The 26,184-nt window shown below is 55.0% G+C and carries 23 protein-coding genes and 3 tRNA genes; 6 read left to right on the top strand and 20 right to left on the bottom strand.

What is annotated here, in order from left to right; all coding sequences use genetic code 11:
* Positions 1 to 220 precede the first annotated feature (220 nt).
* Both KTE_RS23850 and KTE_RS23855 read left to right on the top strand, forming a co-directional pair.
* A complete protein-coding gene (locus KTE_RS23850; protein WP_201385345.1) occupies positions 221 to 1,693 on the top strand; it encodes an APC family permease in 1,473 nt (490 codons plus the stop codon).
* Positions 1,694 to 1,727: 34 nt separating this feature from the next.
* The gene (locus tag KTE_RS23855) at positions 1,728 to 2,684 is read left to right on the top strand and encodes an ROK family protein (RefSeq protein WP_201385347.1); all 957 of its coding nucleotides are present in this window, start codon (positions 1,728 to 1,730) and stop codon (positions 2,682 to 2,684) included.
* Between the two features lie 91 nt (positions 2,685 to 2,775).
* On the opposite strand, the gene KTE_RS23860 is transcribed toward KTE_RS23855, so the two are convergent.
* From KTE_RS23860 to KTE_RS23900, 9 genes are all read right to left on the bottom strand, one after another.
* The gene (locus KTE_RS23860) at positions 2,776 to 4,149 is read right to left on the bottom strand and encodes a nitrate/nitrite transporter (protein WP_201385364.1); all 1,374 of its coding nucleotides are present in this window, start codon (positions 4,147 to 4,149) and stop codon (positions 2,776 to 2,778) included.
* A gap of 179 nt (positions 4,150 to 4,328) precedes the next feature.
* Positions 4,329 to 4,775, bottom strand: a complete 447-nt coding sequence (locus tag KTE_RS23865) for a MaoC/PaaZ C-terminal domain-containing protein (RefSeq protein WP_201385366.1) — start codon at positions 4,773 to 4,775, stop codon at positions 4,329 to 4,331.
* Positions 4,772 to 5,257: a MaoC family dehydratase N-terminal domain-containing protein gene (locus tag KTE_RS23870; RefSeq protein WP_201385368.1), complete on the bottom strand. Its 486-nt coding sequence runs from the start codon at positions 5,255 to 5,257 to the stop codon at positions 4,772 to 4,774. The genes KTE_RS23865 and KTE_RS23870 overlap by 4 nt, the downstream gene beginning before the upstream one ends.
* 14 nt (positions 5,258 to 5,271) lie before the next feature.
* On the bottom strand, positions 5,272 to 6,030 hold the full coding sequence (locus tag KTE_RS23875; RefSeq protein ID WP_201368604.1) for an SDR family NAD(P)-dependent oxidoreductase: 759 nt from the start codon (positions 6,028 to 6,030) through the stop codon (positions 5,272 to 5,274).
* A 138-nt stretch (positions 6,031 to 6,168) separates the two neighbouring features.
* Positions 6,169 to 8,313, bottom strand: a complete 2,145-nt coding sequence (locus tag KTE_RS23880) for an acetate--CoA ligase family protein (protein ID WP_201385370.1) — start codon at positions 8,311 to 8,313, stop codon at positions 6,169 to 6,171.
* 119 nt (positions 8,314 to 8,432) lie between these two features.
* The gene (locus KTE_RS23885) at positions 8,433 to 8,837 is read right to left on the bottom strand and encodes a Zn-ribbon domain-containing OB-fold protein (protein WP_201385372.1); all 405 of its coding nucleotides are present in this window, start codon (positions 8,835 to 8,837) and stop codon (positions 8,433 to 8,435) included.
* Between the two features lie 5 nt (positions 8,838 to 8,842).
* A complete protein-coding gene (locus KTE_RS23890) occupies positions 8,843 to 9,991 on the bottom strand; it encodes an acetyl-CoA acetyltransferase (RefSeq protein WP_201385374.1) in 1,149 nt (382 codons plus the stop codon).
* The gene (locus KTE_RS23895; protein ID WP_201385387.1) at positions 9,988 to 11,154 is read right to left on the bottom strand and encodes an acyl-CoA dehydrogenase family protein; all 1,167 of its coding nucleotides are present in this window, start codon (positions 11,152 to 11,154) and stop codon (positions 9,988 to 9,990) included. Before KTE_RS23895 ends, KTE_RS23890 begins: the two co-directional genes overlap by 4 nt.
* An 88-nt stretch (positions 11,155 to 11,242) precedes the next feature.
* The gene (locus tag KTE_RS23900) at positions 11,243 to 11,854 is read right to left on the bottom strand and encodes a TetR/AcrR family transcriptional regulator (protein ID WP_201385389.1); all 612 of its coding nucleotides are present in this window, start codon (positions 11,852 to 11,854) and stop codon (positions 11,243 to 11,245) included.
* 359 nt (positions 11,855 to 12,213) lie between these two features.
* Between KTE_RS23900 and KTE_RS23905 the strand changes: the two genes are divergently transcribed.
* Positions 12,214 to 12,852 (top strand): TetR/AcrR family transcriptional regulator, encoded by a 639-nt coding sequence (locus tag KTE_RS23905; RefSeq protein WP_201385391.1) that lies wholly within the window; start codon positions 12,214 to 12,216, stop codon positions 12,850 to 12,852.
* Between the two features lie 86 nt (positions 12,853 to 12,938).
* Here KTE_RS23905 and KTE_RS23910 read toward each other — a convergent pair whose 3' ends face one another.
* From KTE_RS23910 to KTE_RS23920, 3 genes are all read right to left on the bottom strand, one after another.
* Complete coding sequence (locus KTE_RS23910) at positions 12,939 to 14,279, bottom strand: RNA-guided endonuclease TnpB family protein (RefSeq protein ID WP_201385393.1); 1,341 nt, start codon at positions 14,277 to 14,279, stop codon at positions 12,939 to 12,941.
* A gap of 141 nt (positions 14,280 to 14,420) precedes the next feature.
* Positions 14,421 to 15,803: a hypothetical protein gene (locus tag KTE_RS23915; RefSeq protein ID WP_201385400.1), complete on the bottom strand. Its 1,383-nt coding sequence runs from the start codon at positions 15,801 to 15,803 to the stop codon at positions 14,421 to 14,423.
* A 59-nt stretch (positions 15,804 to 15,862) separates the two neighbouring features.
* The gene (locus KTE_RS23920; protein WP_236600543.1) at positions 15,863 to 16,141 is read right to left on the bottom strand and encodes a hypothetical protein; all 279 of its coding nucleotides are present in this window, start codon (positions 16,139 to 16,141) and stop codon (positions 15,863 to 15,865) included.
* A 173-nt stretch (positions 16,142 to 16,314) separates the two neighbouring features.
* Between KTE_RS23920 and KTE_RS23925 the strand changes: the two genes are divergently transcribed.
* From KTE_RS23925 to KTE_RS23935, 3 genes are all read left to right on the top strand, one after another.
* Positions 16,315 to 16,716: a hypothetical protein gene (locus tag KTE_RS23925; protein WP_201385402.1), complete on the top strand. Its 402-nt coding sequence runs from the start codon at positions 16,315 to 16,317 to the stop codon at positions 16,714 to 16,716.
* 17 nt (positions 16,717 to 16,733) lie between these two features.
* Positions 16,734 to 18,767, top strand: coding sequence for a tetratricopeptide repeat protein (locus KTE_RS23930; protein WP_201385404.1), 2,034 nt, complete (start codon positions 16,734 to 16,736; stop codon positions 18,765 to 18,767).
* Between the two features lie 360 nt (positions 18,768 to 19,127).
* Positions 19,128 to 19,346, top strand: a complete 219-nt coding sequence (locus KTE_RS23935; protein ID WP_201385406.1) for a hypothetical protein — start codon at positions 19,128 to 19,130, stop codon at positions 19,344 to 19,346.
* 109 nt (positions 19,347 to 19,455) lie between these two features.
* Here the strand turns inward: KTE_RS23935 and KTE_RS23940 are convergent, their stop codons facing one another.
* The 8 genes from KTE_RS23940 to KTE_RS23975 all read right to left on the bottom strand — a co-directional run bounded on the left by KTE_RS23940 (position 19,456) and on the right by KTE_RS23975 (position 26,090).
* A complete protein-coding gene (locus KTE_RS23940) occupies positions 19,456 to 20,571 on the bottom strand; it encodes a VWA-like domain-containing protein (RefSeq protein ID WP_201385408.1) in 1,116 nt (371 codons plus the stop codon).
* 6 nt (positions 20,572 to 20,577) lie between these two features.
* On the bottom strand, positions 20,578 to 21,576 hold the full coding sequence (locus KTE_RS23945) for an ATP-binding protein (protein ID WP_201385410.1): 999 nt from the start codon (positions 21,574 to 21,576) through the stop codon (positions 20,578 to 20,580).
* A 9-nt stretch (positions 21,577 to 21,585) separates the two neighbouring features.
* Positions 21,586 to 23,481 (bottom strand): hypothetical protein, encoded by a 1,896-nt coding sequence (locus tag KTE_RS23950; RefSeq protein WP_201385412.1) that lies wholly within the window; start codon positions 23,479 to 23,481, stop codon positions 21,586 to 21,588.
* 97 nt (positions 23,482 to 23,578) lie between these two features.
* Positions 23,579 to 23,658 (bottom strand) — tRNA-Asp (locus KTE_RS23955).
* Between the two features lie 10 nt (positions 23,659 to 23,668).
* A tRNA-Cys gene (locus KTE_RS23960) sits at positions 23,669 to 23,746 on the bottom strand.
* Positions 23,747 to 23,835: 89 nt separating this feature from the next.
* Positions 23,836 to 25,587, bottom strand: coding sequence for a hypothetical protein (locus KTE_RS23965; RefSeq protein ID WP_201385414.1), 1,752 nt, complete (start codon positions 25,585 to 25,587; stop codon positions 23,836 to 23,838).
* A 167-nt stretch (positions 25,588 to 25,754) separates the two neighbouring features.
* A tRNA-Cys gene (locus KTE_RS23970) sits at positions 25,755 to 25,832 on the bottom strand.
* Positions 25,833 to 25,913: 81 nt separating this feature from the next.
* Positions 25,914 to 26,090 carry a hypothetical protein gene (locus tag KTE_RS23975; protein ID WP_201383764.1) on the bottom strand — a complete coding sequence of 59 codons (177 nt, stop codon included), beginning with the start codon at positions 26,088 to 26,090 and terminating at the stop codon, positions 25,914 to 25,916.
* Positions 26,091 to 26,184 lie beyond the last annotated feature (94 nt).

The following is a 26,184-nucleotide window of genomic DNA, read 5'->3' on the forward strand; positions in this document are numbered from 1 at the left end:
TCCTCATTGTAAATGATCTTTACCAACTTAGAAAGGGGGAGCATGAAGGAAGGGGTGTGGCACGGGCAATTGCCCGTGCCACACCCCTTCCTTCGGTTTTCCTTGTACATGTATTGACAGACGTTGGTTAGGAAACTATACTAACTATATGCACTACGAGAACGTGCGAAGCATAGTTTAGGCCTGTTGTAGAGGCAGGCGTAACACGAGGAGGTCTCCCGTGAGTTCTTCAGACATCAACCGGGAGTCAGAGGTGATTCCCACAGGCACAACGCAAGGCACCGTTGCTGAGCGAACGACAAACGGATTTGTACGCAGCGTTGGATTGTTGACCGCGACGGCGATCAACATGACTCAGATGTGTGGTATTGGGCCATTCATCACCATCCCGATCATGGTTGCGACCTTTGGTGGGCCGCAGGCGATCATTGGTTGGATTGCGGGGGCGATTCTGGCCCTGGCGGATGGATTGATTTGGGCTGAACTGGGTGCGGCTATGCCTGGAGCTGGCGGCACGTATATTTATCTACGCGAGGCCTTCCAGTATCGTACAGGGAGATTGATGCCATTTCTCTTCATCTGGACGGCGATTCTGGCTATTCCCCTGATCATGTCGACCGGCGTCATTGGCCTGGTACAGTACCTGGGCTATCTCTGGCCAGGCATGAATTGGTGGGAGATTCATCTTGTCTCCCTGCTGGTTGTTGCCGTGGTCGTTTTTGCACTCTACCGGCGCATTGAATCGGTCGGCTTCCTGACCAATATCCTCTTTGTGGTCATGTTGGTGTCCATTGGCCTTGTCATCGTCGCATCTTTTACGCGCTTTAATCCACAACTCGCGTTTACCTTTCCTGCGAACGCTTTCACCCTCAATGGCCAGTTCTTTGCTGGCTTAGGAGCTGGCTTACTGGTCGGAGTCTATGACTACCTGGGCTATAATACGACCTCGTACATGGGCGATGAAATGCGCTCGCCTGGCCGTGTTATCCCCTGGTCCATTATTATCTCTATCCTGGGTATCATGCTCCTCTACCTGGCCCTGAACATTGGTGTGATGGGTGTGGTTCCCTGGCAAGAGGTCGCGAAGTCTTCATCGATTGCCTCACTGGTGCTGGAGCGTATCTGGGGCAAAGGTGTCTCCAGCGTTGTAACAGTTCTCATTATCATCACCGCATTCGCCTCGGTGTTCACCGGCTTGCTCGGCGGTTCGCGTGTGCCTTATAACGCGGCGCGTGATGGGGTCTTTCTCCGCCCATTTGCGAAATTGCATCCTCGCTACCACTTTCCTCATATTGCTCTGCTTGTGATGGGCCTGCTGACCGCTATTGGTTCCTTCTTTGATCTGGGAACTGTCATTAGCATGCTGATCGCGGTAATTGTTCTCATTCAAGGTGTTGGGCAGGTGGTTGCGCTGATCGTCCTGCGCATGCGACAGCCTGAGCTCAAGCGCCCTTATCGGATGTGGCTCTATCCTTTGCCGGGCGTGATCGCTGTGGCTGGCTGGGCGTATGTGTATTATGCCTCTGGTTGGACCTCTGTTGGTCTCTCACTGGGCTGGCTAGTTATTGGCGTCGTTGCCTACCTTATCTGGGCGCGCGTCGAGCATACCTGGCCATTTGGCCCCAAGGAGATCCGTGAGGTATATGTCGAGGAGCAGTCCGCGCAGCCTGGCGTAACAGAGGTGGCGCAATAGCAAGCGACTCCTGATAGATAGAGGAAAGACCTGGATGAACCATACTTCGCAGAACGTAACCACGCAAGATTTTGTCCTTGCCATCGATTTTGGCGGCACAAAAATTGCGATTGCAACCGCTGACTCTGAGGGGCAGATCCTGGAGCAGGCGCGGCTTGAGACCAGGGCCGTGCTAGGCGCTCAGCAAATCCTTGAGCGAACACTGATGAACGCTCAGGCGCTCATCGCCCAAACCATGATGGTAAGAGGGGGACAATGTGTTTCTGTTGGTGTCGCAACACCCGGGGTTGTTCGTGAAAAGGAAATATTGTTGTCGCCAAATATTCCGGGATGGGAGCAGGTTGCGCTCTGCGAAACCATGCGTATGGGCCTGAAGATCCCGGTGGTGGCGGTGGAGAACGATGTCAAAGCCGCCGCTCTGGCGGAAGTGCATTGGGGCGCACTCCAGAGGGCGAATCCTGCGCTTTTCCTTAGCCTGGGGACCGGGGTCGCCGCCGCGATTGTGGTTGATGGACGCGTACTTTCTGGGGCGCATGGAGCCGCTGGGGAGATTGGCTACAATTTGCGTAGTGTGTCTGATCATTCCGGCGCAGCACAAGGACGAGCACCGCTGGAAGAGTTTGTGGGTGGGCGTTTTATAGGTGAGCGCGCGAGCGATCTGCTAGGCGAGCCACTTAGCGCGGCCGAGGCGTTCGCTCATCCAGATGCTCGCGTCCAGGATCTGGTGCAAGAAACGCTAGCTGAATTGGCGTTTCACATCGCCAATGTCTCGATTCTCCTTGATCCGGCACGTGTAGCTGTTGGTGGAGGCTTGATGAACTCGGGAGCGCTTATCTTGCGTGCTCTGGCATCCCGCCTGGCGCTTGCGGTGCCCTTCCCCCCTGAACTCGTCCCGGCAAAGTTTCTAGACGACGCATCGCTGTATGGAGCCATTGCCCTGGCCTTGAGAGCTGTTCAGCATACAGATGCCCGCGTCCACACTGGTTCCTGATCTGGCTCTTCTCTCAATGAGCAGAAGCAAGCAGCAGGATGAATCTTATGCAGATTCATCCTGCTGCTTTTATGTGTAACGGTGGCGCGACTTATGCAGTTTCAGGGCTCAGCGGGCTTTCTGGTTCGCGCTGGCGTATGGCGGTTCGAACGCTGGCTGGTCGCCAGTAGCCAGAGACGACAAAGATGGTGGGGACAAAAACGACCAGGCCCGCGATACAGACCCACCACCAGGTTGCCCATTGCTGTCCATCAAGCTGATTTCTGACCACGAAGGAGAAGGCCAGGGTCGAGAGGACCACGACCATGCGTAGAATAAAGCCCTCGACCGCCATGCCAGTGGCGACCAGGGCAGGATTAATGTCCTCAATGGTCTCCGTATAGGCCGCCATCCAGGTGACATAGCCGATGGCCAGCGTAATACCGAAGAGGCTGAGGAAGACGGCCATCAGCGTTGCATCCGTGGGAACACCAATGCGGCTGATAAAGAGTAGTGTCACGATAATAGTGGCGATGGCGCCAAAGAGCATATAGGGCTTGCGTACCAGAGTACGATCAGAGATGAAACCAATAATGATCGCGGCGGCGACATTGACGAGCCAGAATATGCTAACCAGCCCGTTGGCCTGGGCGACCGTGAACTTGAAAATGCTGCTTAAGTAGAGGGGGAAGAAGCCGACCGCGGCAAAGTACATAAGCAAGTAGAGGCTGATGCCCAGCGCGCTAACGACCAGGCGAGGATTAAGCATTTGCCGCCAGGGATGCCTGGTTGCCTCTTCGGGATCGATGTTGCGCGCACGGGCCTCGATAAGCTCTTTCTCCTGCATAGAGTTCATGACCTGGTCGCGCAACCGGGGCGAGAGCTCGCGTAGGAAGAAGAAGCAGACCAGGAAGACGATAAAGCCAACGATCCCGGCGATGACGTACTGCGATTGCCAGGAGCCATACGAGGAGAGCGTCTGGCTGGCAACTCCTGTCGCCAGGACGCTGCCGCCCACGGGCCCCACTGTCCAGAAGCCCATAGCCAGGGCGCGGCCAAAGCGCGGCGAGAAGTCGCGCACCAGGGCCGGGGTAACGACCAGGATAATGCCCTCGATGAAGCCCACGACCCAGATGAGGAGCAGGAAGAGCCAGAGGGAACTGGCTAACGCGATTATCAGGGTTCCAATGGCAGTGACCAGCAGACCATAAATGATCAGGGTGCTGCGTCCGATGCGGTCGGAGAGGCTGCCAAAGATGGCCGAGAGTGCCCCAAGGAGATTGCTTACTAGCAAGAAACGCGAGTAGTCGGCGACCGTAAGGCCAAACGTATGCAAGACCAGCGGCGCGACCGAGGGAAGGACATACGATTCGTAATACAGGATGATGGTTGCGATGACGGCAAGCGCTAGATACCAGATGCGTTGCGCGTTGGTGGGATAGTGTTCAAGGCTGCGTTGCCCGGTTGCGATGCGAAAAGTACTCATCTCAAACCTCCTGATACCCACTTGCTTGTACAACAATGTACGAGCATGATCGTGAAACGCGTACGAATGAACGGTACTACGAGCGATCAAAGAATGATCATCCTCACCACCTGAAGCGAGAAAACGCCCCAGGTGGCGAGAGAAGGGTCTTGCGTTGTCATCAGATAAAGGGGACTGGTTTAGGGCTGACGTCTCGGCAGGGCGGCGCTAAAGGTGCCGCTGACCTTGATATCCCCGTTCTGGTCTACCGCCTGCACCGTGCCTGTCGCGCGCGTCTCGCCTCCGACCTCATTGATCTCGGTGATCTTGCCGGTGCAGGTGATCACGTCACCAATGCGCGTCATCCCCTTGAAGCGGACACCAAACTTGCGTAGCGCGAACGGGCCAAAGGCATCGCTGAGCATCTGGCCTACGAAGCCCATGATGAGCATGCCATGCGCGATGATGCCACCCGTTCCTATAGCCTGACCCACGGCGGGATCAGTATGTAAGGGATTGAAATCGCCCGAGGCGCCCGCGTAGCGCACCAGTTGTAGGTGCGTCACTGGCTGCGTTGTCAAGTGAGGAAGGGAATCGCCCTCATGAGCATCCTCGGCATAGAGCCATGTGTGGTTTGACGTGGTCATGTGTTGGCCTCCTTGCTTACTGGAGAGGGCTGCTCGCGAATGACGATGGTGCTGCGCGTTTTGAGCACAGGCTGTTGTTGCTGGTTGGTGTACTCTGTCTCCGTCGTGATGATATCCATGGAGAGGCCATCGCGTCCCTGGCGTGTCTTACCATCAACAACTGTCGTCACCCCTGTCAGGGTTTCGCCGGGATAGATGGGCGCCAGGTACTCATACTCCTCCTCACCATGCAGAATGCCTTTGACGTTAATGCCCAGGCTACCCAGGTCGTTTCCGCGCTGGCGGGCGCCCCAGAAGCTAAACATGGTTGGCGTGGTGGGCGAGATGGGCACATCGGGAAAGCCCTGCGCCTGTGCCGCTTCCCGACTATGATAGACCGGGTTGTCGTCCCCAATGGCGGTGGTCAACTCGTGGATCTTTTGCCGGTGTACCTCGGTCGTGAAGGGAGCAAAGCGATGACCGATCTTGCTCGTATCGAACATAGTTTTCTCCTTGCTTAGTGTGGGCCGCCGGAGACATAGATGATCTGTCCATTGACGTAGCTGGACTCTTCTGAGGCCAGGAAGCAAATAACGTTAGCCACATCGCGTGGCTGTCCGACACGCCTGACGGGAATGACCTTGGAGGCGGCTTCAATGCGTTCCTGGGGATCGAAGCCCATCCTGCGGGCCGTGGCGCGCGTCATCTCGGTATCGATAAAGCCGGGTGCGACGGCATTGGTGGTGATGCCAAAGGGGCCTAACTCTATAGCAAGCGTGCGCGTGAGGCCTTGCAGACCCGCCTTCGCCGTTGAGTAGTTGGCCTGGCCGCGATTGCCCAGAGCTGAGGTCGAGGAGAGCGAGACGATACGCCCGTAGCGCTGTTTGACCATATAGGCCTGGGCGGCCCGGCTACAGAGGAAGGCGCCCCGCAGATGGACATTCATGACCGTCTCCCAGTCATCATCGCTCATCTTGAAGAGCAGATTATCGCGTAAGACGCCAGCGTTATTTACCAGGATGTCGAGGCGTCCAAAGTGCTCCACACCTTGCTGGAAGGCAGACTCGACCATAGCTTTATCTGCGACATTGCACTGCACAATCAGTCCCTTCGCATCAATGCGCTCGATATCGGCCAGCACCTGCTGGCAGCCCTCGGTATCGATATCCGCGAGAATGACGCTCGCGCCATCTTCGGCCAGGCGCAGCGCCGTTGCGGCCCCAATGCCGCGTCCAGCTCCGGTGACAAAGGCTACACGTCCATCAAGTTTACCCATGTGTCTCTTTCTCCATTCATATAGTCTATGAGCAGTTGTAGGGTCCATGCTGGCATGGACTGCGAGCGAAGCGATGTACCATGTGTCGAGATATTGGTCTAAATGCGGGAGAGTCCATGCCAGCATGGACCCTACAATTTATGGCTCTTGCCAGGTCAGTAAAACATCGAGTGCCTCGATAGTGGTTGCATCAACCAGCAGTGGATTGATCTCCAGGGCGGCAAGCTCTGGCCCCAGGTTCTGTGCCAGGAGCGAGATGTGGTAGATGACCTGGCTTAACGCATCCAGATTAACAGCGTGGTGTCCACGACTACCACGTAGCAGGGCGGCTCCACGCAGTTCATTGAGCATGCTATGAATCTCTTCCTGGTTCACGGGGAGCACGCGCACACTGGTATCCTGAAGCGCCTCGGCCCAGATGCCACCCAGTCCCAGCGAGAGCACCGGCCCCCAGAGGGGATCGCGGATGACGCCGACCAGGAGTTCCAGGCCAGCCGAACGCATCGGGCTAATCAGGAAGCCTTCTAGCTCTGCTCGGGGGAGCGCCGAGCGGACGCGCTCGTGCATCGTGTCGTAGCTCTGGCGAAGCGCCTCCTCGCTGTTGATGTTGAGTGCCACACCGCCCACATCACTCTTGTGCGCAATCTCGGCCGATTGAACCTTGAGGGCCAGGGGAAAGCCAAGCTCCTGCGCGGCTTGCAGCGCCTCATCGAGCGTGGTCACCAGCCTCCCCGGAACAACAGGAATGCCTGCCTGCTGCAAGAGCACGCGCGCTCGTGCCTCTGACCAGGTTCCCCGGCCGGGAACGGAGAGGGGTGGTAAGGCGATTGGCTCCTGCGTAAAGGATTCGCCTGGTGAGGTTCGCTGCGCTTCAGCCCACCAGAGGAGCCGACCGATGGCGCGCATGCCATGTTCGAGGCCCGCGACAAAGTGTAGCCCCGTGCGCTCGACGAGCGTGCGAGCCGTATTGGTCAGATCCAGGCAGGTGTTAGAGACGAGAACAACCGGGTGGGGCGAGCCACGCACAATCTCCGCGAGATGTTGGTAGAGTGCGACATGGTTCTCTAGAGCAACAGGATCGAGCGGACGATTCCCCTCAATGCTTACCAGGTTAAAAATGAAGTCGATGTTGGGGTCCCGAACCACGGCCTCAAGCGCTCGCGATTGCAGGGTCCCATCCACGACGATATAGCCCGTGACATCCAGGGGATTATGTGGTGTGGAGAAGGGCGGTAGAATGCTTTGGAGCTGTGCGAGCGTCTCGGGCGCGAAGTCCGGGAGCGTAATCCCTTCATCCTGGGCCAGGTCAGAGAGAATATCGCACGCGCCACCCGAAGGGGTCACGATGCCCATGCGTCGCCCTGGCAGGGGTTGGATATTGCCTGCAAGTCCTGCTGTGATGAGCAGATCCTCCAGCGAGTGTACGCGCATGATCCCGAGCTGGTGAAAGATGGCATCGTTCACCTTATCGTCGCCTACTATGGCTCCAGTGTGGGAGAGCGCCGTGCGAGCGCTCGTCTCGCTGCGCCCAATTTTGAGGGCCACGATGGGTTTGCCACGTGCGCGTGCCTTGGCGGCGATGCGACGTAGCTCATCTGGGTGGCGAATGCTCTCAAGGAAGAGCGCGATTGAGCGTGTCGACTCATCCTCCAGCAGGTAGTCAACCACATCGGTGACCGAGATCATGCTCTCATTGCCCATGGAGACGAGCAGGCTCAAACCAATGGCGTGCGCCTGGGCGAAGGCGAGGACCGCGCTGGCAAGCGCTCCGCTCTGAAGCACAACTCCTACTGGCCCGGCGGCAAGCGGCGGTGAGATTGGCAGGCCATAGGGCGTGACCCGGCTCGTCACATTGATAAAGCCATTACCGTTGGGACCAAGCAACACCAGGTCATGCTCCCTGGCGAAGGCGAGGAGTTCGCGCTCCAGGCGCGCCCCTTCCACCCCTACCTCGCTATAGCCCGAGGTAAGCACGACGAAATGCCGCGTTCCCGCCGCGGCGGCTTCCTGCACGATAGGGAAGACGCTGTGGGTGGGGACCATGATAAAGGCCAGGTCTACCGGCTCGGGCAGATCCCGTAAGGATTTGTAGGTGCGCTCCCCGTGCGCGGTCTCGCGAAAGGGATTGATCAGGTAGACCGGGCCGGGAAATTCGAAGCGCTTGAGATTCTCAAATGTGCAGAGTGACCAGCGCGAGTTATCGGTCGCCCCAACCAGGGCAATGCTCTGGGGGCGAAAAAAGGTGTGGAGCCGTTCCGGTGATATATGATATCTCTCAGGCATGCTCGTATACCTCTCATAGGTTACCTGATAGCTGTAGGGGTCATGCCGGCATGGACTTATGCTTGCAAACTGAGCGCGTCCTCCAGCGAGAGGAGTCCATGCCAGCATGGACCCTACAATTATGCTGCCAGGCGAAAATAGGGGAGCGTCACACCATCTTCGGCGGCGAGAAACGTTACCTCGACCGCGGCACCGATGGTGACCTGCTCACGCGTAGCATCAGTGATACGCGACATCATACGAACGCCTTCTTCTAGCTCTATGATACCGACGATGAAAGGAGCCTCCGCCGCGTAGGGACCAAAGGCCTGGTGGACAACCGTAAAGGCGTAGAGTGTCCCCCTGCCCGAGGCGGTGATCCAGGTTAGCTGGTCCGAAAAGCAATGCGGACAGAGCGCGCGTGGATAGAAGACTGCTCGCGTACACGCCTGGCAGCGCTGGATGCGCAACTCACCACGTGCGAGACCATCCCAGTAGGGCTGCGAGTCGCTGTCGATCAAGGGTTGAGGATGTTGGGCTGTCATACGCGTCAATCCTTTCCAAGCAGAACCGTGGCCGCCGACGAGAGGACGCCGCCCGTGCCGTGAGCCAGGGCAATGCGCGCGCCCTCGACCTGCCGCGGACCACACTCTCCTCGCAACTGGCGCGTGGCCTCAATGAGCAGAAAGATGCCATACATTCCTGGATGACAGTACGAGAGTCCACCGCCATTCGTGTTCATGGGGAAGGCGCCACCTGGCGCGGTTCGCTGTCCGCTGACAAAGGCCCCGCCCTCGCCCTTCCCGCAGAATCCCAGGGCTTCCAGGGTGAGCAGGACCGTGATCGTAAACGAATCATAGATCTCCGCGACATCAATCTCGGCAGGCGTCAATCCTGCTCGGGCGAAGGCGTCTCGCCCAGAGGCTGTTGCCGCCTGGTGACTCGCCAGGTCGGGCATATTGGTGATCGTGTTGTGGGTATGAGCCTCCCCATGCCCCAGAACCCAGACCGGCGCTTTACGCATCTGCCGGACGCGCGATGCGGAGGCGACGACCACCGCCCCTCCACCATCGGTCACCAGGCAGCAATCAAGCAGGTGCAGCGGCTCGGCGATCCAGCGCGAGTTAAGCACATCCTCAATGGTGATGGGCTCGCGCTTCATCGCTTTTTCATTCAGCGTGGCCCATTTACGCGTTGCGACCGCGACCTCGGCCAGTTGCTCGCTGGTCGTGCCATACTCAAACATATGCCGGCTCGCCGCCAGGGCATAGGCTCCCACGGGTGCTGGCAGACCGAAGGGGCCTTCATATTGCTCTGTGAGGCGATAATAGGGTTGCCCACGCCCACGAGCCCGGTCCGAGCGTTGCGTGCTCCCATAGGTAATGAGGGCGACCTCGAAGAGGCCGGCCTCGATACCCGCGAGCGCGTGGCCGATATGCGCCTCAAAGGAGGAGCCCCCGATATTGGTTGTGTCGGTGTACCTGGGCTGGATACCCAGGTACTCGGCCAGCATCAGGTTGGGGGACCAGGCCCAGTTGCCAGCGCAAAAGAGGGCTTCCACATCTTGCAAGCCCAGTCCCGCGTCCTCCAGGGCGGCCCTGGCCGCCTGGGCCTGGAGTTGTAGCACGGTCTTATCAGGTGTGCTCCCGAGATCTGATTCGGCCACGCCAACGATGGCGGCTTTGGGTGACGAGCTCATACAAGCTCCTCACCAAGCCTGACATAGCCACGCAAAAGATCGCGCGAAATGATAAAGCGCTGAATCTCGTCGGTACCCTCAAAGATACGCCAGACGCGCATCTCGCGGTACCAGCGCTCGATGGGGAGCTCCTTGGTGTAGCCCATGCCACCGTGAATCTGCATGACACGGTCGGCAACCTGGTTGGCCATATTGGAGCCATAGAGCTTGGCGATTGAGGCCGCGTGCCGCGTATCCAGACCCTCTTCAGCCATCCAGGCTGCATGCAGCGCTAGCCAGCGCGTCGCCTCGATCTCCACACGTGAGTCGGCGATCATCCACTGGATGGCCTGGCGTTCCGCAATGGGCTTGCCAAAGGTGGAGCGCGTCTTGGCGTAATCGATACCCATCTGGAGCAGGCGTTCGGCAGCTCCCACGGCCCGGGCGGCGATGTTCCAGCGTCCCGCACCGATCCATTGCATCCCTAGCGTGAAGCCCTGGTTGAGCTCGCCCAGAATATTCTCTTCAGGCACACGCACATTCTCGAAATAGAGCGAGGCCGGTCCCCACTCGCCCATGGTATGGATATAGTTTGAGCGCCAGCCCATCTCGCGATCGACGAGGAAGCAGGTCACACCGCGCGCGCCACGCTCCTTATCGGTAACGGCGAAGACCATCGTAAAGTCGGCCTCATTGCCATTGGTGATAAAGACCTTCTCTCCATTGAGCACCCAGTGCTTCCCATCTTTGACCGCCGACATCTTGATATTGGCGGCATCCGAGCCCGCGCCTGGTTCGGTCAGGGCAAAGCAGGAGCGTCGCTCGCCATTGATAGTGGGGATGAGGTAGCGCTGCTTCTGCTCCTCATTGCAGTGATAGAGGATATTATCGGCGGAGCCGCCAAAGGCGAAGGGGACAAAGGTATGCGAGAGTTCCATAATGATAATCGCCGTCATCACTGGTCCCAGGTTGGCCCCACCATACTCCTCCGGCGTATTAATGCCCCAGAAGCCCAACTCTTTGGCCTTCAGCTGAAGCTGGCGTAGCTGCTCGCGTTCGATGCCTACACGCCCCTCACGCTCATTGCGCAGAACATCGCCCTCCAGTGGAAGCAACTCTTTTTGTACGAAGGCGCGAACCGTGTCTCTGACCATTTTCTGTTCATCGGTTAAGCGGAAATCCATGGGTCGTTCCTCCTAATTGTGTAATGACGTAGCAGCAGGAAGCACGAAGGCGCGTAAGCGCCCGGCAAACCTGCGTAAGCGAAAATGGTTATGCCTGCTCTACAGGTGGATGTAAGAGCTGTGCATGGAAGTAGGCGAGCTGAGTGGAAATATAGGTTTCCAGGTCGATAGTGGGCGCGAAGTGCCAGGTTTTCTGCAAGGCCCAGAGATGCCCAAGCCCCAGGACATTGGCGGCCAGAATACGCGGTTGTGGCATATCTGGACTGAAGACGCCGGCTTGCTGCCCCTCTTGGAAGAGGGCGACGAAATAATCATCGAGGCGATGAATAGGCCCTAGAATGCGTTGCCGTGTCTCGCGTTTGAGCGTTGAGAGGTCACGATACATGATCAGGAGCCGTTTGGATGTGCTATCGAGTAGCGTGTAGAGCTCGCGTACAAGCGCATCAAAGCGCTCCAGGGGATTAGCGATTGTATTAGCCCGCTCAAGGACATCGCGGTAAATCGTGACGGCGTCCTCACAGCAGGCCAGCAGGATCTCTTCTTTGCTGGGAAAAATATAGTAGATAAGGCCAGTACTGATCCCGGCGGCCCGGGCGATATCTGGCATAGTCGTCCCATGGTAGCCCTTGCGGCTGAAGAGGTCACGCGCGGCAGTGATAATATCCTTGCGGCGTGCATCGCGGATAGCAGTAGTTGGCATAGGTCACCCGCATTCTTCCTTGAATGTCGGACGTTACTACGAGGGAGAATATACAACAAGATGTATCATCAGTGATACCTGTATCAGAGCGTTGGCACGTATAGTATCAGCCCCATCAAGATAAACTATGTATTAGGGATAACATATTTCAATTGAATAGTCAATAGGGATTCCAGGGACGCACAGGGTCTCTCAAATATATGAGAAGCCTTATTTTCTGCTTGACAATTCTCGTGCTTTCTGGTAGTTTCTTCTTCTAGAGCGTACACAGACGACTCCTCTGGCAATCGATGAAATATGCTGAAGTAGTCATGCATATCGACGCCGCCGATATCTGAAGAACATTTGGAGGGAGCCATATGCGCGAATCCACCCTTTCGCTCAAAGAACGTCAACGTCAGCAACGTGAGCAGCTTATTCTCCATGCCTCGGAAGAAATTCTGCTGGAGAAGGGCTATCATGAGATGTGTATGGACGAGGTGGCTGCACGTGTGGGTATTGCCAAAGGAACCCTCTATCTGCATTTCTCCCGCAAAGAAGACCTGGTTCTGGCCCTGCTCGAGTTGCAGATGCAAGCTATCTTGCTGAATGTGCAGGAGGCGGTATCCGCGCCTGGCTCGGTGCGTTCGCGCCTGGAAACGCTACTTGCGACGAGCTATATGCGTTTAAAGGGTGAGCGTGGGCGTCTCTTTTATGCGCTTTTCGGTGCCGTTGAACTTCGACCTCTCTTGCGATCCCGCCACCACGCCCTGCTCGATCAGCTTTTAAGCAGCCTTGAAGTTTTGCTCAATGAGGGGAAAGCCTCCGGCGAATTCGATCCCGCCATCCCCACCACGATTATGCTGCATACCTTCTCCAGCCTCCTTGCCTCCTATCCCTTTAAACGCTTGCTTCTTGATGAGACGGTGACTCCCGAGGAACTGGTACAGTATGTGGGAAAAATTTTCTTCCGCGGCGTGGCCAATCCCCAGCGCGCCTATGTGGAGTCGCTGGCCTGAATAACGATCTGCTTAAGATCACAGACTCACTAACTTATGTGCGATACCTGGGCTATGTTCTTCTCGGTACAGTCAATGACCTCTGGCTAGAGGCCGGAGGGTTGATTTACCTCTGGACTCCACCGCAACTCAGCGTACCTTCGCAGGCGCGCTGCTTTGGCTTCATTGTCCGAGGCATCAGGGATGATTGACAAGCATCCCGTCCTGACCCAGTCGTGCCGGACCAGAAGCGTTCTCATCGTAATATTCCTTGCGCCAACCAGATCGGCATGCAGCGTGTAGTGGCAGTGTTGACACACAAAGAACAACCCTTTGCCTGGGCGGTTTGCACCAGCAGTGTGTCCACACATAGGACACGCCTGTGAGGTGTAATCGGCATCCGCTTTGATGGCGAATGACCCGGCGAGCGCGGCCTTGTAGCTGATGAGCGTGTGAAGCTCGGCAAAGGACCACTGCGAGTAGGCGCGATTGGCTTTGCGCGCCTTTGCGGAGACAGGTTCTGTGCCTTCGCCGTTTTTCTTGCGCTTGCGTTTGCGGCGTTTGGTTCGCTCTCGAATGTCTGTCAGATGTTCCAGTCCAAGAAGGGTGTGTGGGTGCTGCTCAACGATCTGTTTGGCGATGGTGTGATTGGCTTGCAACTTCAACCGTCTCTCTCGTTGCTCGATGCGTCTGAGCCGACGTTTCGCGCCGCGAGTGCCTTTTTGCTGCAATCGTTTGCGTAGTCGTGCGTAATGGTTAGCTTGATGCCTAACGCGTTTCCCAGGGTGAAAGCTAGCCTTGCCTGTTGCTGTCGAGGTAACGGCCAGATAGCGAATGCCCACATCCACCCCCACAACCTCTTGCAGATGCGCAGGGGTGGGATCAGGCACCTCAATGGAAAGGGACACGAGCAGGTAGAACTGCTTCTTTGGCCAGTCATACCAGAGTTTAGCGTCACCAATCCTGACTCCCTCTCGAATGAGCGCGATGTGCTTGTTGTACCCCTGGTAGGCCACGCTGATGCGTCCATTCAAGGTTCCGACACTGACCCGGCTGTCTCGCTGAAAGGTGTAATCGCGCTCATAGGTGTACTGCACGGTCGGGGAGCTGTAGTGTGGCGGCTGATCTAATCCTTTAAAGCGTTTCTTGGTGATTTTCGCACGGCGATGCTCCGCGTTCTTCTTGAGCTTGGTCCATAACCCTTTGTAGGTGGCGGCCACCTGTCGCTCGACGCTACAAGCCAGTTGCGAGGGGAGATGATACCGAGCACGGAGCTTAGCGTACATGCCTTTGTGCATCCGGGTCACACTGCTGGTCTTACCTTGCTCGAAGGCATAGCAACTCACCGCATTGAGGGCATCGCGATACGCCAGTTGCGTGTGGCGCAGGGCCTCAAACTGCTCTGGGCTTGCTATGAGTTTGAGTTTGGCGGTGATGATCTGGTGCATGTTGTTCACTTTCGAGAGGGGTGCGAACGCCTTCCGTCCTGTCCTCGGCTTTTCCAATGCCTTGCTTTGTGCAGAGCGTCCTGGTGTGTGTGTTGCTTCTGCTCAGAACTTTTTTTGCTCATGAACATCTCTCCTCCCAGATCAGTAGGTAAGGAACAACAATTGAATATGTTGAGCATCTGGAAGGGTCGCGTCATTGGAGAACGACACCGATTGTATTCCTGGTCGCGCTAATAAAAGGCTCTTGGCCTGAGCTTGGCTCTTGCCTGCAATGCTGGCTCTGACGCGCTCTTGCTCGGCCTGGGAGAACTGATACACCCATGTTTCTGTCTCTGTCGCCTGGATAGTCGTTGTTCCCTGTGTCGTAGTACTCATATGAACATCTTCGTTCGGTGCATATTCGGTTCCTAGCTGCTGCCTCGCCTGGGTGGTGAGTGCCTGGGTGAGCAAGGTTTGTAGGGCTTGTGTCTGATAGACGATACCAGTACACGTCTCGTCAAGCATGACCTGTACGCTGGTGGCTTCCTCTCCTGGCTGGTGATTGCTGTTTGTCTTCTGCTGGCAGTGCAACGGCTTCGCAAGGGTTTCGATGCTCTGGACCTGCGTTTGTAAAGCTGCGGTAGTGCTCTGCTCTAGACTGGCTTTCAGGCTTGCGCTTGCAGTGTCGAGATCGTGCTGCGTCACGCTCTGGTAGTCGCGTGCGTCCTGCCCTCCCTGGAAGGTTCCGTTCACTGCGGAGATGTTGGCACGACAACAAGGGCCATAAATCACACCAGCCTTCAGGTTGCCTGCTGGTCCTGCCTGGGTCGAGTGGGCGCTGACACTCTCCTGCCCAAAGGTGGGATAGCTTGCCGCGCCAATGGTCACATTCTGGTCAGTAATCACTTGTATCCCATTGACAGCGGTGACAAGGGTTCCTGCTGCTATGGTCTGGGCATAGGTGGCGCTATTGTAAAAGGTGATGTATCCGTGGGCGCTTTGGGCGTCCTGGTGGGCTTTCCCGGTGGTGGGAATGGTGCGCGCCTGGCTCATGGTCACGGTTGGAAGTATCCTTCCTGGCACCTGGCTTTGGGTTTTATCGATGCTTTCTCCAATGGTCACCGTCAAACGGGTTTCTAGTACGCGTGAGACTGGAACAAGCGTGACCGTGGTGGTCGTTGCCCAGAAAGGAGACACATACAGCAAGCCTCCTACAACAAGCGCACAGGCGCATAGGATGACGCTGAGAAGCACCAGGGGTCGCCTGTGCTGCTTCATCCACGGCAACGGCCCCCTTCTACCTGGTTGCGGCTCCTGGTCGATGGGTGGGACACTTTCAACGACGTTGGCGGGTTCCTCTGCCTCTGGCTCGGCTCGTGGGTAAATGTGAATCTCTACGTCCCATTGCTGGCGGTTGGGGTCGTACTCCTGGTTGGCTTCAATGTGTGGGATGTCGTCCGTGGTGTGCGCCTGCTGGTTCTGCTGCTGCTGGTCTAGTTCGTGTAGGAACTGGTCAATGTCGTTTTGTATCTGTCGGTCTTGCATGGGGTTCCCTCCGAAAAGAGAGGGAAGAGCACGTCATGATGTGACTCTTCCCAGAAACATCAGGCGTGTGTGGTGCCATCCCACGGTGCTCTACAGGTGTCGAGCGGTCCGGCACTAAAGGTCATGTAGTAGGCAATATCTTGGGTGTGTTCGTCGAGCTGGTCAAAAAAGCTCTCTGGGACGGTTCCTCGCCAACGAATGATAATATAGCCATCTCCTGACGGGTTGGCTTTGCCATAAGAGATAAGAACCGCTGGTATGGGGCGCTCGGTCTGGAAGGAGGTTTGTAAGTTCAGGGCAAGGGTGGCTGTGATCGTCTCCTTACAGGCGATGACCACATATTCATCCTCACATACCATCTGGCAAAAGAGGCGGAAAATGATGGGGAGGCAGTGATAAGCAAAACGACGTCCCCTCCAGACACTTTGTTATTCCGCAACGCATGGAAGAACGTCGAACATGCCATTGAGCCTTCTTGAGAAGGCTGTGTTCATCAGAAGAGGAGAGACGAATGGACCCCGTGACCACAGCGATCATCGCCGCGTTGACAGTTGGTGCTACTGGTGGCCTCACTGATACCGCGAAAACAGCCATGAGCGATGCCTATCAGGGCGTGAAGGCGCTACTGGCAAAGAAGTTTGGAGCGAAGAGTGCGGTGGTAGAAGCTGTGACGCACTTAGAAGCCAAGCCAGATTCTCCAGCACGCCAACAAGGAGTACAGGAAGAGGTGGTTGCGACGCATGCAGAGCAGGATAATGAGGTGCTCGCTCTCGCCAGACATCTGTTGAGCCTGCTCCCACAGGCCGCACCAGGAGCGCAGATTATCCAGCACGTTGATCATGGAGCTGTTTCCTACTCTGGCACTGCAACAACATATAACATTGAGGGAGATCAACACAACACCCACGGATGAGATGAAGGAAGCAAGGGATGGAACCATCTGAACAGCAGCCTGTCCAACGTATTGAACATGCAGAAAAAAGCGCTGTGTCTTTCTCTGGTCAGGCGAGTGTGACCAATATTGAGCATTATCACGCTACTGCTTCCATCTGGACACCTCCACTGATGTTGCCTCCACGAGCACCATCGTTTGTAGGTCGAGAGGAGAACCTCTCTTGGTTGCTCCAGCAGTTACATGGAGAAGGTGGGATGACACTGGCGCTATGTGGTCCTGGAGGTATAGGAAAAACGGCGCTCGTGGCTGAAGCGCTGGCCCGTCTCGTGGCTCAGGAAGATTGGCTGACTCGTTTTCCCGGTGGCATTTTCTACCATTCGTTTTATGCCTCTCCCACACTGGTTGAAGCCTTTGAGCAGTTGGCTCGCCTGTGTGGGGAAGAACTTGGCTCTGATCCTCGTCTCGCCGCTGTGCGTGCTGTGAGTCGCCGTCGCACGTTACTCATCTTTGATGGTGTGGAAATGCTTGATGATGCACGCCCTTTGCATGAATTTGGCGGCACATCAGTAGTGCTTTTGATTTCCTGGCGTCATTCAGATGCTCCAGATTTGGCTCATTGCCATACCCTTTATGAACTTTCGGCTGAGGAGAGTATCACCCTCTTGCAGAAACTGGGGGGACTGCGAGCAACCAATCAGCAGTGTATACAACGACTTTTCAAGCATGTCGGCGGCTATCCTCTGGCTTTTCGGTTGATTGGAGGCTATCTATTCTCTCATCAGGAAGAAATAGCTGATTACTTGGACTGGTTTGAGCAAGAAGGATTGATGGCGATGCATCACGGTAAGCACCGAATGCAGAGTGTTCTCGTACTTCTTCAACGAACTTACGATGCTTTGACTTCCAACGAGCAAGGCATCTTTCTCTTGCTTGGTTTGTTGGCCCCTGCTCCGTTCCCGCTAGAGTTAGTACAGGGTATCTTGGAATTGCCAGAACGCGCCATTCGGATGGCACTGGGTACGCTGGTCGATCTGAGTGTGCTTCGCCGCTCTGATCAAGATTATGAAGTGAGCCATCCTCTGATACACACCTTTGCAAAGGAACTTGTTTCATCCCAGATGAAAGTTCCTTTATCTTCTTCTCCCGATACAATCACTGTCTGGCAGGATAAATTATGGAAGCAACGGGTGGTGCTTGCTGTTAACGATGTCTGTCCAGATGTTGACAACATTGCTCAGTGGGAAAGCTGTGAGCACTGGCTCTCTCATGCCTTACTCTGTGCTACCTGGATCAAGCAAGAGCAGATGCTCTTTCCTGAAGCAGCGCATCTGCTTCACCAGGCAGGTAGCTACCTTCGTGAACGTGGACGGTACGTTACTATAGAGCCATTGCTCGATCATGCCTTAACGATTTATGAGCAACTTACAGATCTTGACCAGATCTGTATTGCAAAAACACTCACACTCCTTGCACTTGTCTATGAAAATCAAGCTCGATATGCAGATGCAGAGCGTTTATTGAATCGTGCTTTAACGATTTATGAGCAAACGCTGGGGGCTAAACATCCTGTCACTGTGAAGTTTCGTGTGGAACAATTTTCGACTCTCTATCTGTACCAGGGTCGCTATGCTGACGCAGAATTATTACTACAGAGCGGAGAACACGATGAAGATAGACTTAATAATTTGGCTAGCCTTTATTCCCATCGGCAGCGGTATTCAGATGCAGAGCGCTTATTCAAGCAGGCCTTGGAGATCTGTGAGCAGCAGTTTGGTCCCAATCATTACCACCTGTTTCCCCTTCTTCATAATTTAGCTGTTACCCTTTTTAAACAAAGAAAGTATATAGATGCAACTCTTTTATCCAAGCGTGCCCTCTCAATTTGCAAACAGGCGTTGGGAGAGGAGCATCCTCAGACGCAAAAAGCACGTGAGGATTTTAATACTATTGTAGAAACTGCGAAATTCGCTCTTTCATGTATCATTGCTCCTTTTCCTTTTCCTGTTTCACTCTATGATGATTTGTGGGATGAAAATGGGGTTTGCTCATGGTTGGAGACCCTGCATTAAAGAAGACACCTCGTAGGGGCAAAGCCTCGCGCTCGCTCTTTCCACACATTGCAAAAAACCTTGCCGCACCCGATGGGTGATATGAGCATCACGGCTACACGCGCGCTCGTCGCCCGTCCATCGGTTACAGCAAGCTAAGAAACTCGCTCGTATCCTCTACGTCCCCGACTTTGACCCCGCTGGTCAATGGTTAAGTACCATACAAACGGGTACTTAATAGGTTGAAATGCAGGGGTATTCGCACTGAGGTACAATGAAAACGAGGTCGCAACACCCACGTTGCTGTCCTCTCACAGTAGCAACATTTAAGATGCCTGCGCACAATCACTGACATGCGCGCTACCGAAAAGGAGTATCTCAATGAGTCGCAAGTCTGAGCATGAGAACGAGAAGCAGCAGAAGACCAATCGCAAAGAGAAAGATACGGATCAGTCTCAGGTGGTCAATGAAGAAGATATCCCTGTAGAGTCGAAAGAGCAGGCTATTGAGGAGATCCGCGCGGCCGCTGAGAAGTCTGGTTATGCGAAGCAGGTGCAAGAAGAGGCTCGCAAACGCGAGCACGGCGAAAAAAATCGCTAGCCTCTGGCCTTGTTCAGTGTTGTGAGCAATCCCAATTCGCCCATATCGGGGCGCATCATATAAGCGATGCCCCCGATTATTTATGCCTAAAAATACCGAAGCTTTTCCTCTATACCAGTCTTACCGCTTCGCCAAAGGGAACGGCTTGTAGCGAGATTCCTCCTGGCGTCAGGACCCACAGGACTGGCAGCGATCCCTCTTGCTCTGGAAATGTCCCATATCCGTCGGTCAGGTAGACACACACGCCTGCCTGGTTGGGATCATGCTCTTTCTCAATGGCTTCAAAGAAGGGACGAAAGCTGGTACCACCTCCACCGACTGGCCTGGGCAGGTGCGACGGGTCCTGACTCGTTAGCTCATAGGGACCATAGCAACTCGCGTCGGCATAATATAAGTGGGCCTCCAGGTGTGGATAGGCCTGGAGGATGCCTCGAACCTCGCTGAGAAAGAGAGCGAGTAGCCTGTTGTCGATGGAGCCACTGGTGTCAACGGCGATATAGACGCGTACTGACTCCCCCTGAAGCGTTTCCAGATAGAGGCCGCGTCCTACAAAGCGCCGATCAAAGCCCTGAAAGTCGTTGGGTGTCTGGACCAGGAAGCGCCACAGGTAGCTGCGCCAGTCCAGTTGAGCCGGGTTGAGGTGCGACAGCTCACGCTCCATTCCAAGTGGAAGGTTTCCCTGTCCCAGCATCTCCGCGAGCGCCTTTGCGTGCTGTAATGCCTGGCGCCAGTGCTGCTCAAGCTCAGCATAGGTCGGCTGACCTGGGCCATCCATGGGGAGCAGATCGCCTACATGCAGCGTATATTTCCTGGCTTGCGTTTGAAGAATATGATAGATCTCTTCGACGCTCAGGTGCTCCAGTTTTGTGTCGCGTATATGCCCTGGTGGTAGTTCGAAGCCCTCTTGAGCGAGCACCATACCATTGACCACGATATCCGCTGCGATATTCCACATGAGTGGCTCGCGTGTGCCACATCTGGGAACATGTAGCAGAGCCGCGTGCAGTACTTCATGCGCCATCAATCCCAGTCGCTGCTTAGGCGTCAGTGTCCGCCAGAAGTCAGTATTAATAAAAATATTTTTGCCGTCGGTGGCCGCTGTGGGGATGCGCGCTGTGATCTCGATCTGGGCGAAGAGCGTCAACGTGGCGAAGAACGGCGCGCGCAGGCGCAGTTGTAAGATGGTCGCGCTGATCTGTCGCTGCAACTCTGAGTTCTGCTCCATGGTCTGTTACCCCAACAAGGACATATAATCGCTGAACATCTGCTGGAGACGCTTATCTTGCTGCACCAGGCTGGCGAATTTTCCCAGTTCGTTGCGTGCCTGGACCAGCTTGAAGAGATCGGTCGCAAAGAATTGTATCCACTCGGCGCTCGCCTTCTCGCTGATCCACTGAAAGGCGCTATAGCTCTCCTGCATATTCGCCGCGCGCAGCGTAAGCGCCGTGGTGAGCGCATAGCGTAACGATGGCTCTTTGGGAAAGGCTATTTTTTGTCCATTCCCCTTGAGAATCGAGGCCACATCTGGAAGCTGGTTATAAATAGCGCAGAAGGCCTGGAATTCAGCCGCCGCTGCCTGTCCAATTACTGGATCAATTGGTAGTTCCGCGTGATAGAGCTGCGAGGCCATCATCCATGAGCGGGGGGAGGGCCAGGCTGGCTGTTGGGGATCAATTCGGTGCAGAAGTCCAGGCCGGAAGGAGAGAAACGCAAGTAGGCGCTCATGCAGTTCATGGGCCATGGCGTAGGTCTTAAAGCTCTCGAAATGTGGTTCAACCACCAGGTGGACAAAACGGTTCGCCAGGGGCGTGGGCATCTCAAAGACCGAGGCGCGATCCTCCTTGCGGTTGCCCGCCGCCCAGATGAACCAGCCCTCAGGCACAGTATATGAGCCAACTTTGCGGTCGAGAATAAGTTGCTGCGCCATCCCCTGCATCGCCGGAGGGGCCATATTGAGTTCGTCCAGGAAGAGGATGCCCGCGCCCTCGCGTGGCAGGAACTCCGGCGGATACCAGCGCGAAATGCCGTTTTCGGCGACGGGCAGGCCACGCAGGTCGGTGGGTGCAAGCTGCGAGAGGCGCACGTCAATGAGGTCAATGCCATGGGCCTGTGCTGTCTGGGCCACGATGCTCGATTTGCCAATGCCTGGTGGTCCCCAGAGCATCGTGCTGAGCATCAGGCGTCGCTCAATCAGAGTATGGAGAAAGTGCGAGAGGGCTTCCGGTGTCATGATCATTCCTTACTTTTTCTTTTCACGCAGGGCTAGTTGTTGACGGGCAGCTGCGCGTACATAGCGATTGGCGTCCTGTGCCAGTTCCTTGAGCAATGCCGTTGAGGCATTGGGGTGTTGCGCGCTCTGGTAGCGTTCGATGGGAATGGGCGAACGCGCAAAGATGCTCAAAAATTGCATGGGGAGCTTTTCGTAGGCTAGCAGTTTCGGGCGTATCCAATCGCTGGTGCTCGACCTGAGTTCCTTCATATAGTAGTTTTGTAGCATTTGGGTTCGTCTCTTTTTGGAGACCGCCGGGTGATCTAAGATACTCTCCAGAAAGAATGCGGGTTTCTGGTTAAAGCTTTGTATACTCACTCTCCCTAGAATACCTTCCAAAGTCTCCAGAGGCGTATGTGGATTGCGTACTAGACTGCCCACTGTGTGTCCCTCCTCTGCTAACTTTTGCAAAACAAGGACTGGCGTGCGCTTATGCCGCGCACAGATGGCTTTCAGGCGCAAATTCCCACTGGCGGCGATGGTTGTGAGCATCTCTGGCGTGGCGTTTGAATTTCTGGCAATGCCTTCCCACAGGTCGAGATCATGCCAGAGCTGGTCGAGGAGTTCCAGGGGAATACGAGGGTTGGCCGCCAGCTTTTTGCGCACACGTATTTCCGGGTGCTCCACGAAGCGTACAAACAACTCCCTGGGTAGTTGAGAGTTCCCTGCTAGTTTTGCCAGAATATCATCATCTGGGTCTTCGGCGAGCTGGAAGAAGGCCTTTTCCGGCAAGGTTGGGTTCTGGGCTGCGGCCTGGCGTACGACTTCTTCTTTATCTCTGGCCAGGGAGAGCAGGACGTGTTGAGGGGTTTTAACGTTACGTGCCAGAGCTATACGTACCTGGTCGTATTTATCCTGCGCAAGCTGGCTATAGATCTGTTCCGAAAGTCCATGCCTGGCCGCGACTGCTGTGCGTACAATCACATCAGTATCTCGTGCGAGTTTCTCTAGGATATGCTCTTCGAGTTGGGGATGACGGACCGCTGCCTGCCTCAAGTAGGGATCGCTGCTCGCTACCAGGTGAGCAAGAAGCGTCGACGACATGTGAGTACGCTTTATCAGGCTGTAACGTACCTCCAACTTCTTGTCTTGAAGTAGCCGTAGAAGCACCTCATCAGAGGTGCGTGGATGTCGCGCGACAGCCTGGCGTACTCGAACCTCTTTATGCTGAGCCAGGCCTCTCAATACATCTTCATCAATGTTCTGGTTATGGTATATCAGCGTTATTAGCCGCTCGACATGCTTGTTGAATTCTCCCTGTCGCAACCAGTGTTTGGCTAGATCTGGTAAAACCATGGTTGTGAGTATAAGACTTTCATGCTCGGGAAGGCCTCTGTCCAGCGGTTGTCTTGGTTGGAAAATATTGAGATGAGATTTTTGTAGCTCCTCTGGACTTGTTATTTCACCCGCCACGCTGATATGAGCATTATAGGAAATCATGACATGTTCTTTCACATATGATGCGATCATAACGTGACCCTGCTGAAACCATTGTAGCCAGTGTTGAGGGATCTCTGCGCAACGTAAGAGCTGGAGCCAGGCTTTGGGCGAGGCTTTTTTGATAAAGTCTGGCTGAGCCAGGTTGAGTAGTGGAAGAAGTGGATTGCACAGAAATTCATGCGGGAACTCCTCTATCAGCTTGAGCAGTTGTGTAAGAGGGGTGTTGGGATTCTGGGTTGTGGCGCGTCGCACCACATCATTTTGGTCCAGGGCGAAGGCTTCGAGTAGGTTTGAGGGGGCATTTGGATTGGCTGCGATGATGTGTTTTAGTTCACGTTCTTGCGCCAGCTCAGCTAGGCGTGCAGGTGCAGTCTCGGGGTTGGCTGCTTCTCCAGCATAGGGATGTTTCTTTCGGTGGTGCCTCATAGTGAATATGCTCTTTCACAAGTTATTGGCGGATTCTATATCTGGGAAAAGGGATGCGTAATCAGAGAAGGTGCGAAGTGAAATAGACGATGAGAGTCGGAGGTGACCGGGAGTTGAACCCGGTGTCTGCCTAACGCCTTGACAGGGCGCCGCATGCTGACGCTGCACCACACCTCCGAAAACAATATGGAGCGGCCAGGAGTCGAACCTGGCGTCTTTTGTCGCTTTTGCAGAGCGAGTATATGCTGACCGCTGCACTACATCCCCATATCGACCGAACGCTCGGTGCGGTTACTATAATATAGAAGAGTTTCACTGTCAATGCAGCGACCAGCATGTTTATCAGTCAGTCAGTCAGTCAGTCTCTGCCTTGTTCTCATCGCGCAGGGCCAATTGCTGACGGGCGACCGCGCGTACATAGCGATTGGCGTCCTGTGCCAGTTCCTTGAGCAAGGCTAATGAGGCATTAGGGTGTTGTGCGCTTTGATAGCGCTCCAGGGGAATAGGCGAACGGGCGAAGCTGTACAAAAATTGGATGGGGAGCTTTTCGTAGGCCAGCAGTTCTAGACGTAGGGAATCGCTCGTCATAGATTGGAGCGCCTTCGCGTATGAATCGAGCCGCATCTGAGTACGTTCCTTTGGGGAAACGACTGAGGGATAGGCGAAGTTTGCTTGAAAAGACGCGGATTTTTGATTGGAATTTTGCATCCTTAGCTGATTAAGTAATTCCAGGGGAATGCGTGGATTGGTTATTAGGTTTCGAAATATATTTACGTCTGAGTGCTCGGCAAAGCGCATAAACAAATCCCTGGGGAGCCGGGCGTTTCCTGCCAGTTGTGCCAGAATATCGTTGTCTGAATCGTTGGCGAGGAGATAGAAGGCCTCTTGGGGTAATCTGGGGTTCTGGGCTACTGCATAGCGCACAACTGGCTCTATATCCCTGGCGAGGTCGAGCAGTAACGGTGAAGGCGTTTTAACATTCCGTGCCAGCACCATACGTACAGGAGTGTAGGTATCCTGGGCAAGCTGGTAGTAGTGTTCTTCCGAAAGACCGTGCCTTGCCGCGATTGCCTTGCGCACAGTCATATCAGTGTCCTGGACAAGGAGGTGGTAGAGCCGCTTTGGAAGCTTATGCCTGCTCGCAACTGCTCGCCGCACAATCACATCTGGATCATGTGAGAGGCTTTCCAGCATATGTTTTTCAAGCTGAGGGTGACGGGCTGCCCCTCTTCGTAAGAGGGGATCACTGCTGGCTGCTAAATGCATTAGAAGCGATTGCAACATTTTTCTGCGCTTTGCTATGCTGTAACGTACATCTAACTCTTTGTCTTGCAGCATCTGTAGAAGTACATCTTCTGGCGTGCCTGGGTGATGTGCGACGGCTAGACGCACCTTTAGCATTTGATGACTCGCTAGCTTTCTCAATATGTCTTCATCGATATGTGGGCTATAGCGCAAAGAGAAGACCAGTTCCTCTACATTGATATTTTCTACCTGCCGGTGTAGTCTGTGATTGATAAAGTCTGGTAAAACCCCACAGGTGCGTATGAGTAGCTCATGTATGGAACCGTTACCGTAGAGCGGTGATCTCGGTTGAAGAAGATCGTGCTGTGACTTTTGTATTTTCTGTACATCTGCTACCTCACCTGCAACGCAAATATGAGCGTTATAGGATAGCAAGATGTGTTCTCTGACATAAGAGGCGTTCATCACATGACCTTGCTGAAACCATTGCAGCCAGTGCTGAGGGATCTCTTCACAGCGTAGGAGCTGGAGCCAGGCCCTGGGTGAGGCATTTTTGATGAAGTTGGGTTCGGTCAGATTGAGGAGGGGCAGAATAGGATTGCGCAGAAACTCGTGCGGAAACTCCTCTGTTAACAGGAGCAGTTGTTTTAGAGGGGTATTAGGATTCTGAGCAGTGGCACGCCGTACTGCTACAAGTGAGTGGTTGGCAAAGTTTTCGAGGACCTCGGGAGGCGTGTTAGGGTTGGCGGCGATGATGGGGTGGAGCTTGTATTCTTGTGCTAGTTCCATCAAGCGTGTAGGTATGGTATCAGGGTTGGCGGCCTCTCCGGCAGAGGGGTGTTTCTTTTTGCGGTACCTCATCGTGGATGCACTCTTTCATCTCTTGGACAGGGCAAAATGTGTTCAAGGAAGGCGCGAAGGGTATAGAAGGTGAAGAGAGGGAGGCGACCAGGAGTTGAACCTGGTGTTTGCTATCCGCCGTGCCATGGCGGCGCATGCTGACGCTAATCACACCTCCCAAAACAATATGGAGCGGCCAGGAGTCGAACCTGGCGTTTATTTCCCGCTTGTGCAGAGCGGGAAGTGCTGACCGCTGCACTACATCCCCATATTGACCAAGTAATCGGTACGCCTACTATAGTATAGAAGAGTTTCTATGTCAATGGAGCGGTCAGCGTGCATCCTGATCAGCCTTCCTCTGCCTTTTTCTCTTCGCGTAGTGCCAATTGTTGACGAGCGACTGCGCGCACATAGCGATTGGCGTCCTGGCTCAGTTCCTTGAGCAAGGCCTTTGTGGCATTGGGATGCTGCGCATTCTGGTAATGCTCCAGGGGCAGAGGCGAACGGGCAAAAAGATACAGCAATTGGACTGGTAACTTTTCATAGGCAAATGGAAATAAGCGTTACCAGACGGTCAGCGTTTCCGTTGAATGTTCCTCGTTGCAGCCGGTGTGCGAC

The sequence above is a fragment of the Ktedonobacter sp. SOSP1-85 genome (assembly GCF_016587415.1).
Lineage (GTDB): Bacteria > Chloroflexota > Ktedonobacteria > Ktedonobacterales > Ktedonobacteraceae > Ktedonobacter.

Excerpts from the sequence above, each read along its gene's own strand:
- KTE_RS23855 (WP_201385347.1), top strand. The coding sequence starts at position 1,728 with ATGAACCATACTTCGCAGAACGTAACCACGCAAGATTTTGTCCTTGCC.
- KTE_RS23860 (WP_201385364.1), bottom strand. The coding sequence starts at position 4,149 with ATGAGTACTTTTCGCATCGCAACCGGGCAACGCAGCCTTGAACACTAT.
- KTE_RS23865 (WP_201385366.1), bottom strand. The coding sequence starts at position 4,775 with ATGACCACGTCAAACCACACATGGCTCTATGCCGAGGATGCTCATGAG.
- KTE_RS23870 (WP_201385368.1), bottom strand. The coding sequence starts at position 5,257 with ATGTTCGATACGAGCAAGATCGGTCATCGCTTTGCTCCCTTCACGACC.
- KTE_RS23875 (WP_201368604.1), bottom strand. The coding sequence starts at position 6,030 with ATGGGTAAACTTGATGGACGTGTAGCCTTTGTCACCGGAGCTGGACGC.
- KTE_RS23880 (WP_201385370.1), bottom strand. The coding sequence starts at position 8,313 with ATGCCTGAGAGATATCATATATCACCGGAACGGCTCCACACCTTTTTT.
- KTE_RS23885 (WP_201385372.1), bottom strand. The coding sequence starts at position 8,837 with ATGACAGCCCAACATCCTCAACCCTTGATCGACAGCGACTCGCAGCCC.
- KTE_RS23890 (WP_201385374.1), bottom strand. The coding sequence starts at position 9,991 with ATGAGCTCGTCACCCAAAGCCGCCATCGTTGGCGTGGCCGAATCAGAT.
- KTE_RS23895 (WP_201385387.1), bottom strand. The coding sequence starts at position 11,154 with ATGGATTTCCGCTTAACCGATGAACAGAAAATGGTCAGAGACACGGTT.
- KTE_RS23900 (WP_201385389.1), bottom strand. The coding sequence starts at position 11,854 with ATGCCAACTACTGCTATCCGCGATGCACGCCGCAAGGATATTATCACT.
- KTE_RS23905 (WP_201385391.1), top strand. The coding sequence starts at position 12,214 with ATGCGCGAATCCACCCTTTCGCTCAAAGAACGTCAACGTCAGCAACGT.
- KTE_RS23910 (WP_201385393.1), bottom strand. The coding sequence starts at position 14,279 with ATGCACCAGATCATCACCGCCAAACTCAAACTCATAGCAAGCCCAGAG.
- KTE_RS23915 (WP_201385400.1), bottom strand. The coding sequence starts at position 15,803 with ATGCAAGACCGACAGATACAAAACGACATTGACCAGTTCCTACACGAA.
- KTE_RS23925 (WP_201385402.1), top strand. The coding sequence starts at position 16,315 with ATGGACCCCGTGACCACAGCGATCATCGCCGCGTTGACAGTTGGTGCT.
- KTE_RS23930 (WP_201385404.1), top strand. The coding sequence starts at position 16,734 with ATGGAACCATCTGAACAGCAGCCTGTCCAACGTATTGAACATGCAGAA.
- KTE_RS23935 (WP_201385406.1), top strand. The coding sequence starts at position 19,128 with ATGAGTCGCAAGTCTGAGCATGAGAACGAGAAGCAGCAGAAGACCAAT.
- KTE_RS23940 (WP_201385408.1), bottom strand. The coding sequence starts at position 20,571 with ATGGAGCAGAACTCAGAGTTGCAGCGACAGATCAGCGCGACCATCTTA.
- KTE_RS23945 (WP_201385410.1), bottom strand. The coding sequence starts at position 21,576 with ATGACACCGGAAGCCCTCTCGCACTTTCTCCATACTCTGATTGAGCGA.
- KTE_RS23950 (WP_201385412.1), bottom strand. The coding sequence starts at position 23,481 with ATGAGGCACCACCGAAAGAAACATCCCTATGCTGGAGAAGCAGCCAAC.
- KTE_RS23965 (WP_201385414.1), bottom strand. The coding sequence starts at position 25,587 with ATGAGGTACCGCAAAAAGAAACACCCCTCTGCCGGAGAGGCCGCCAAC.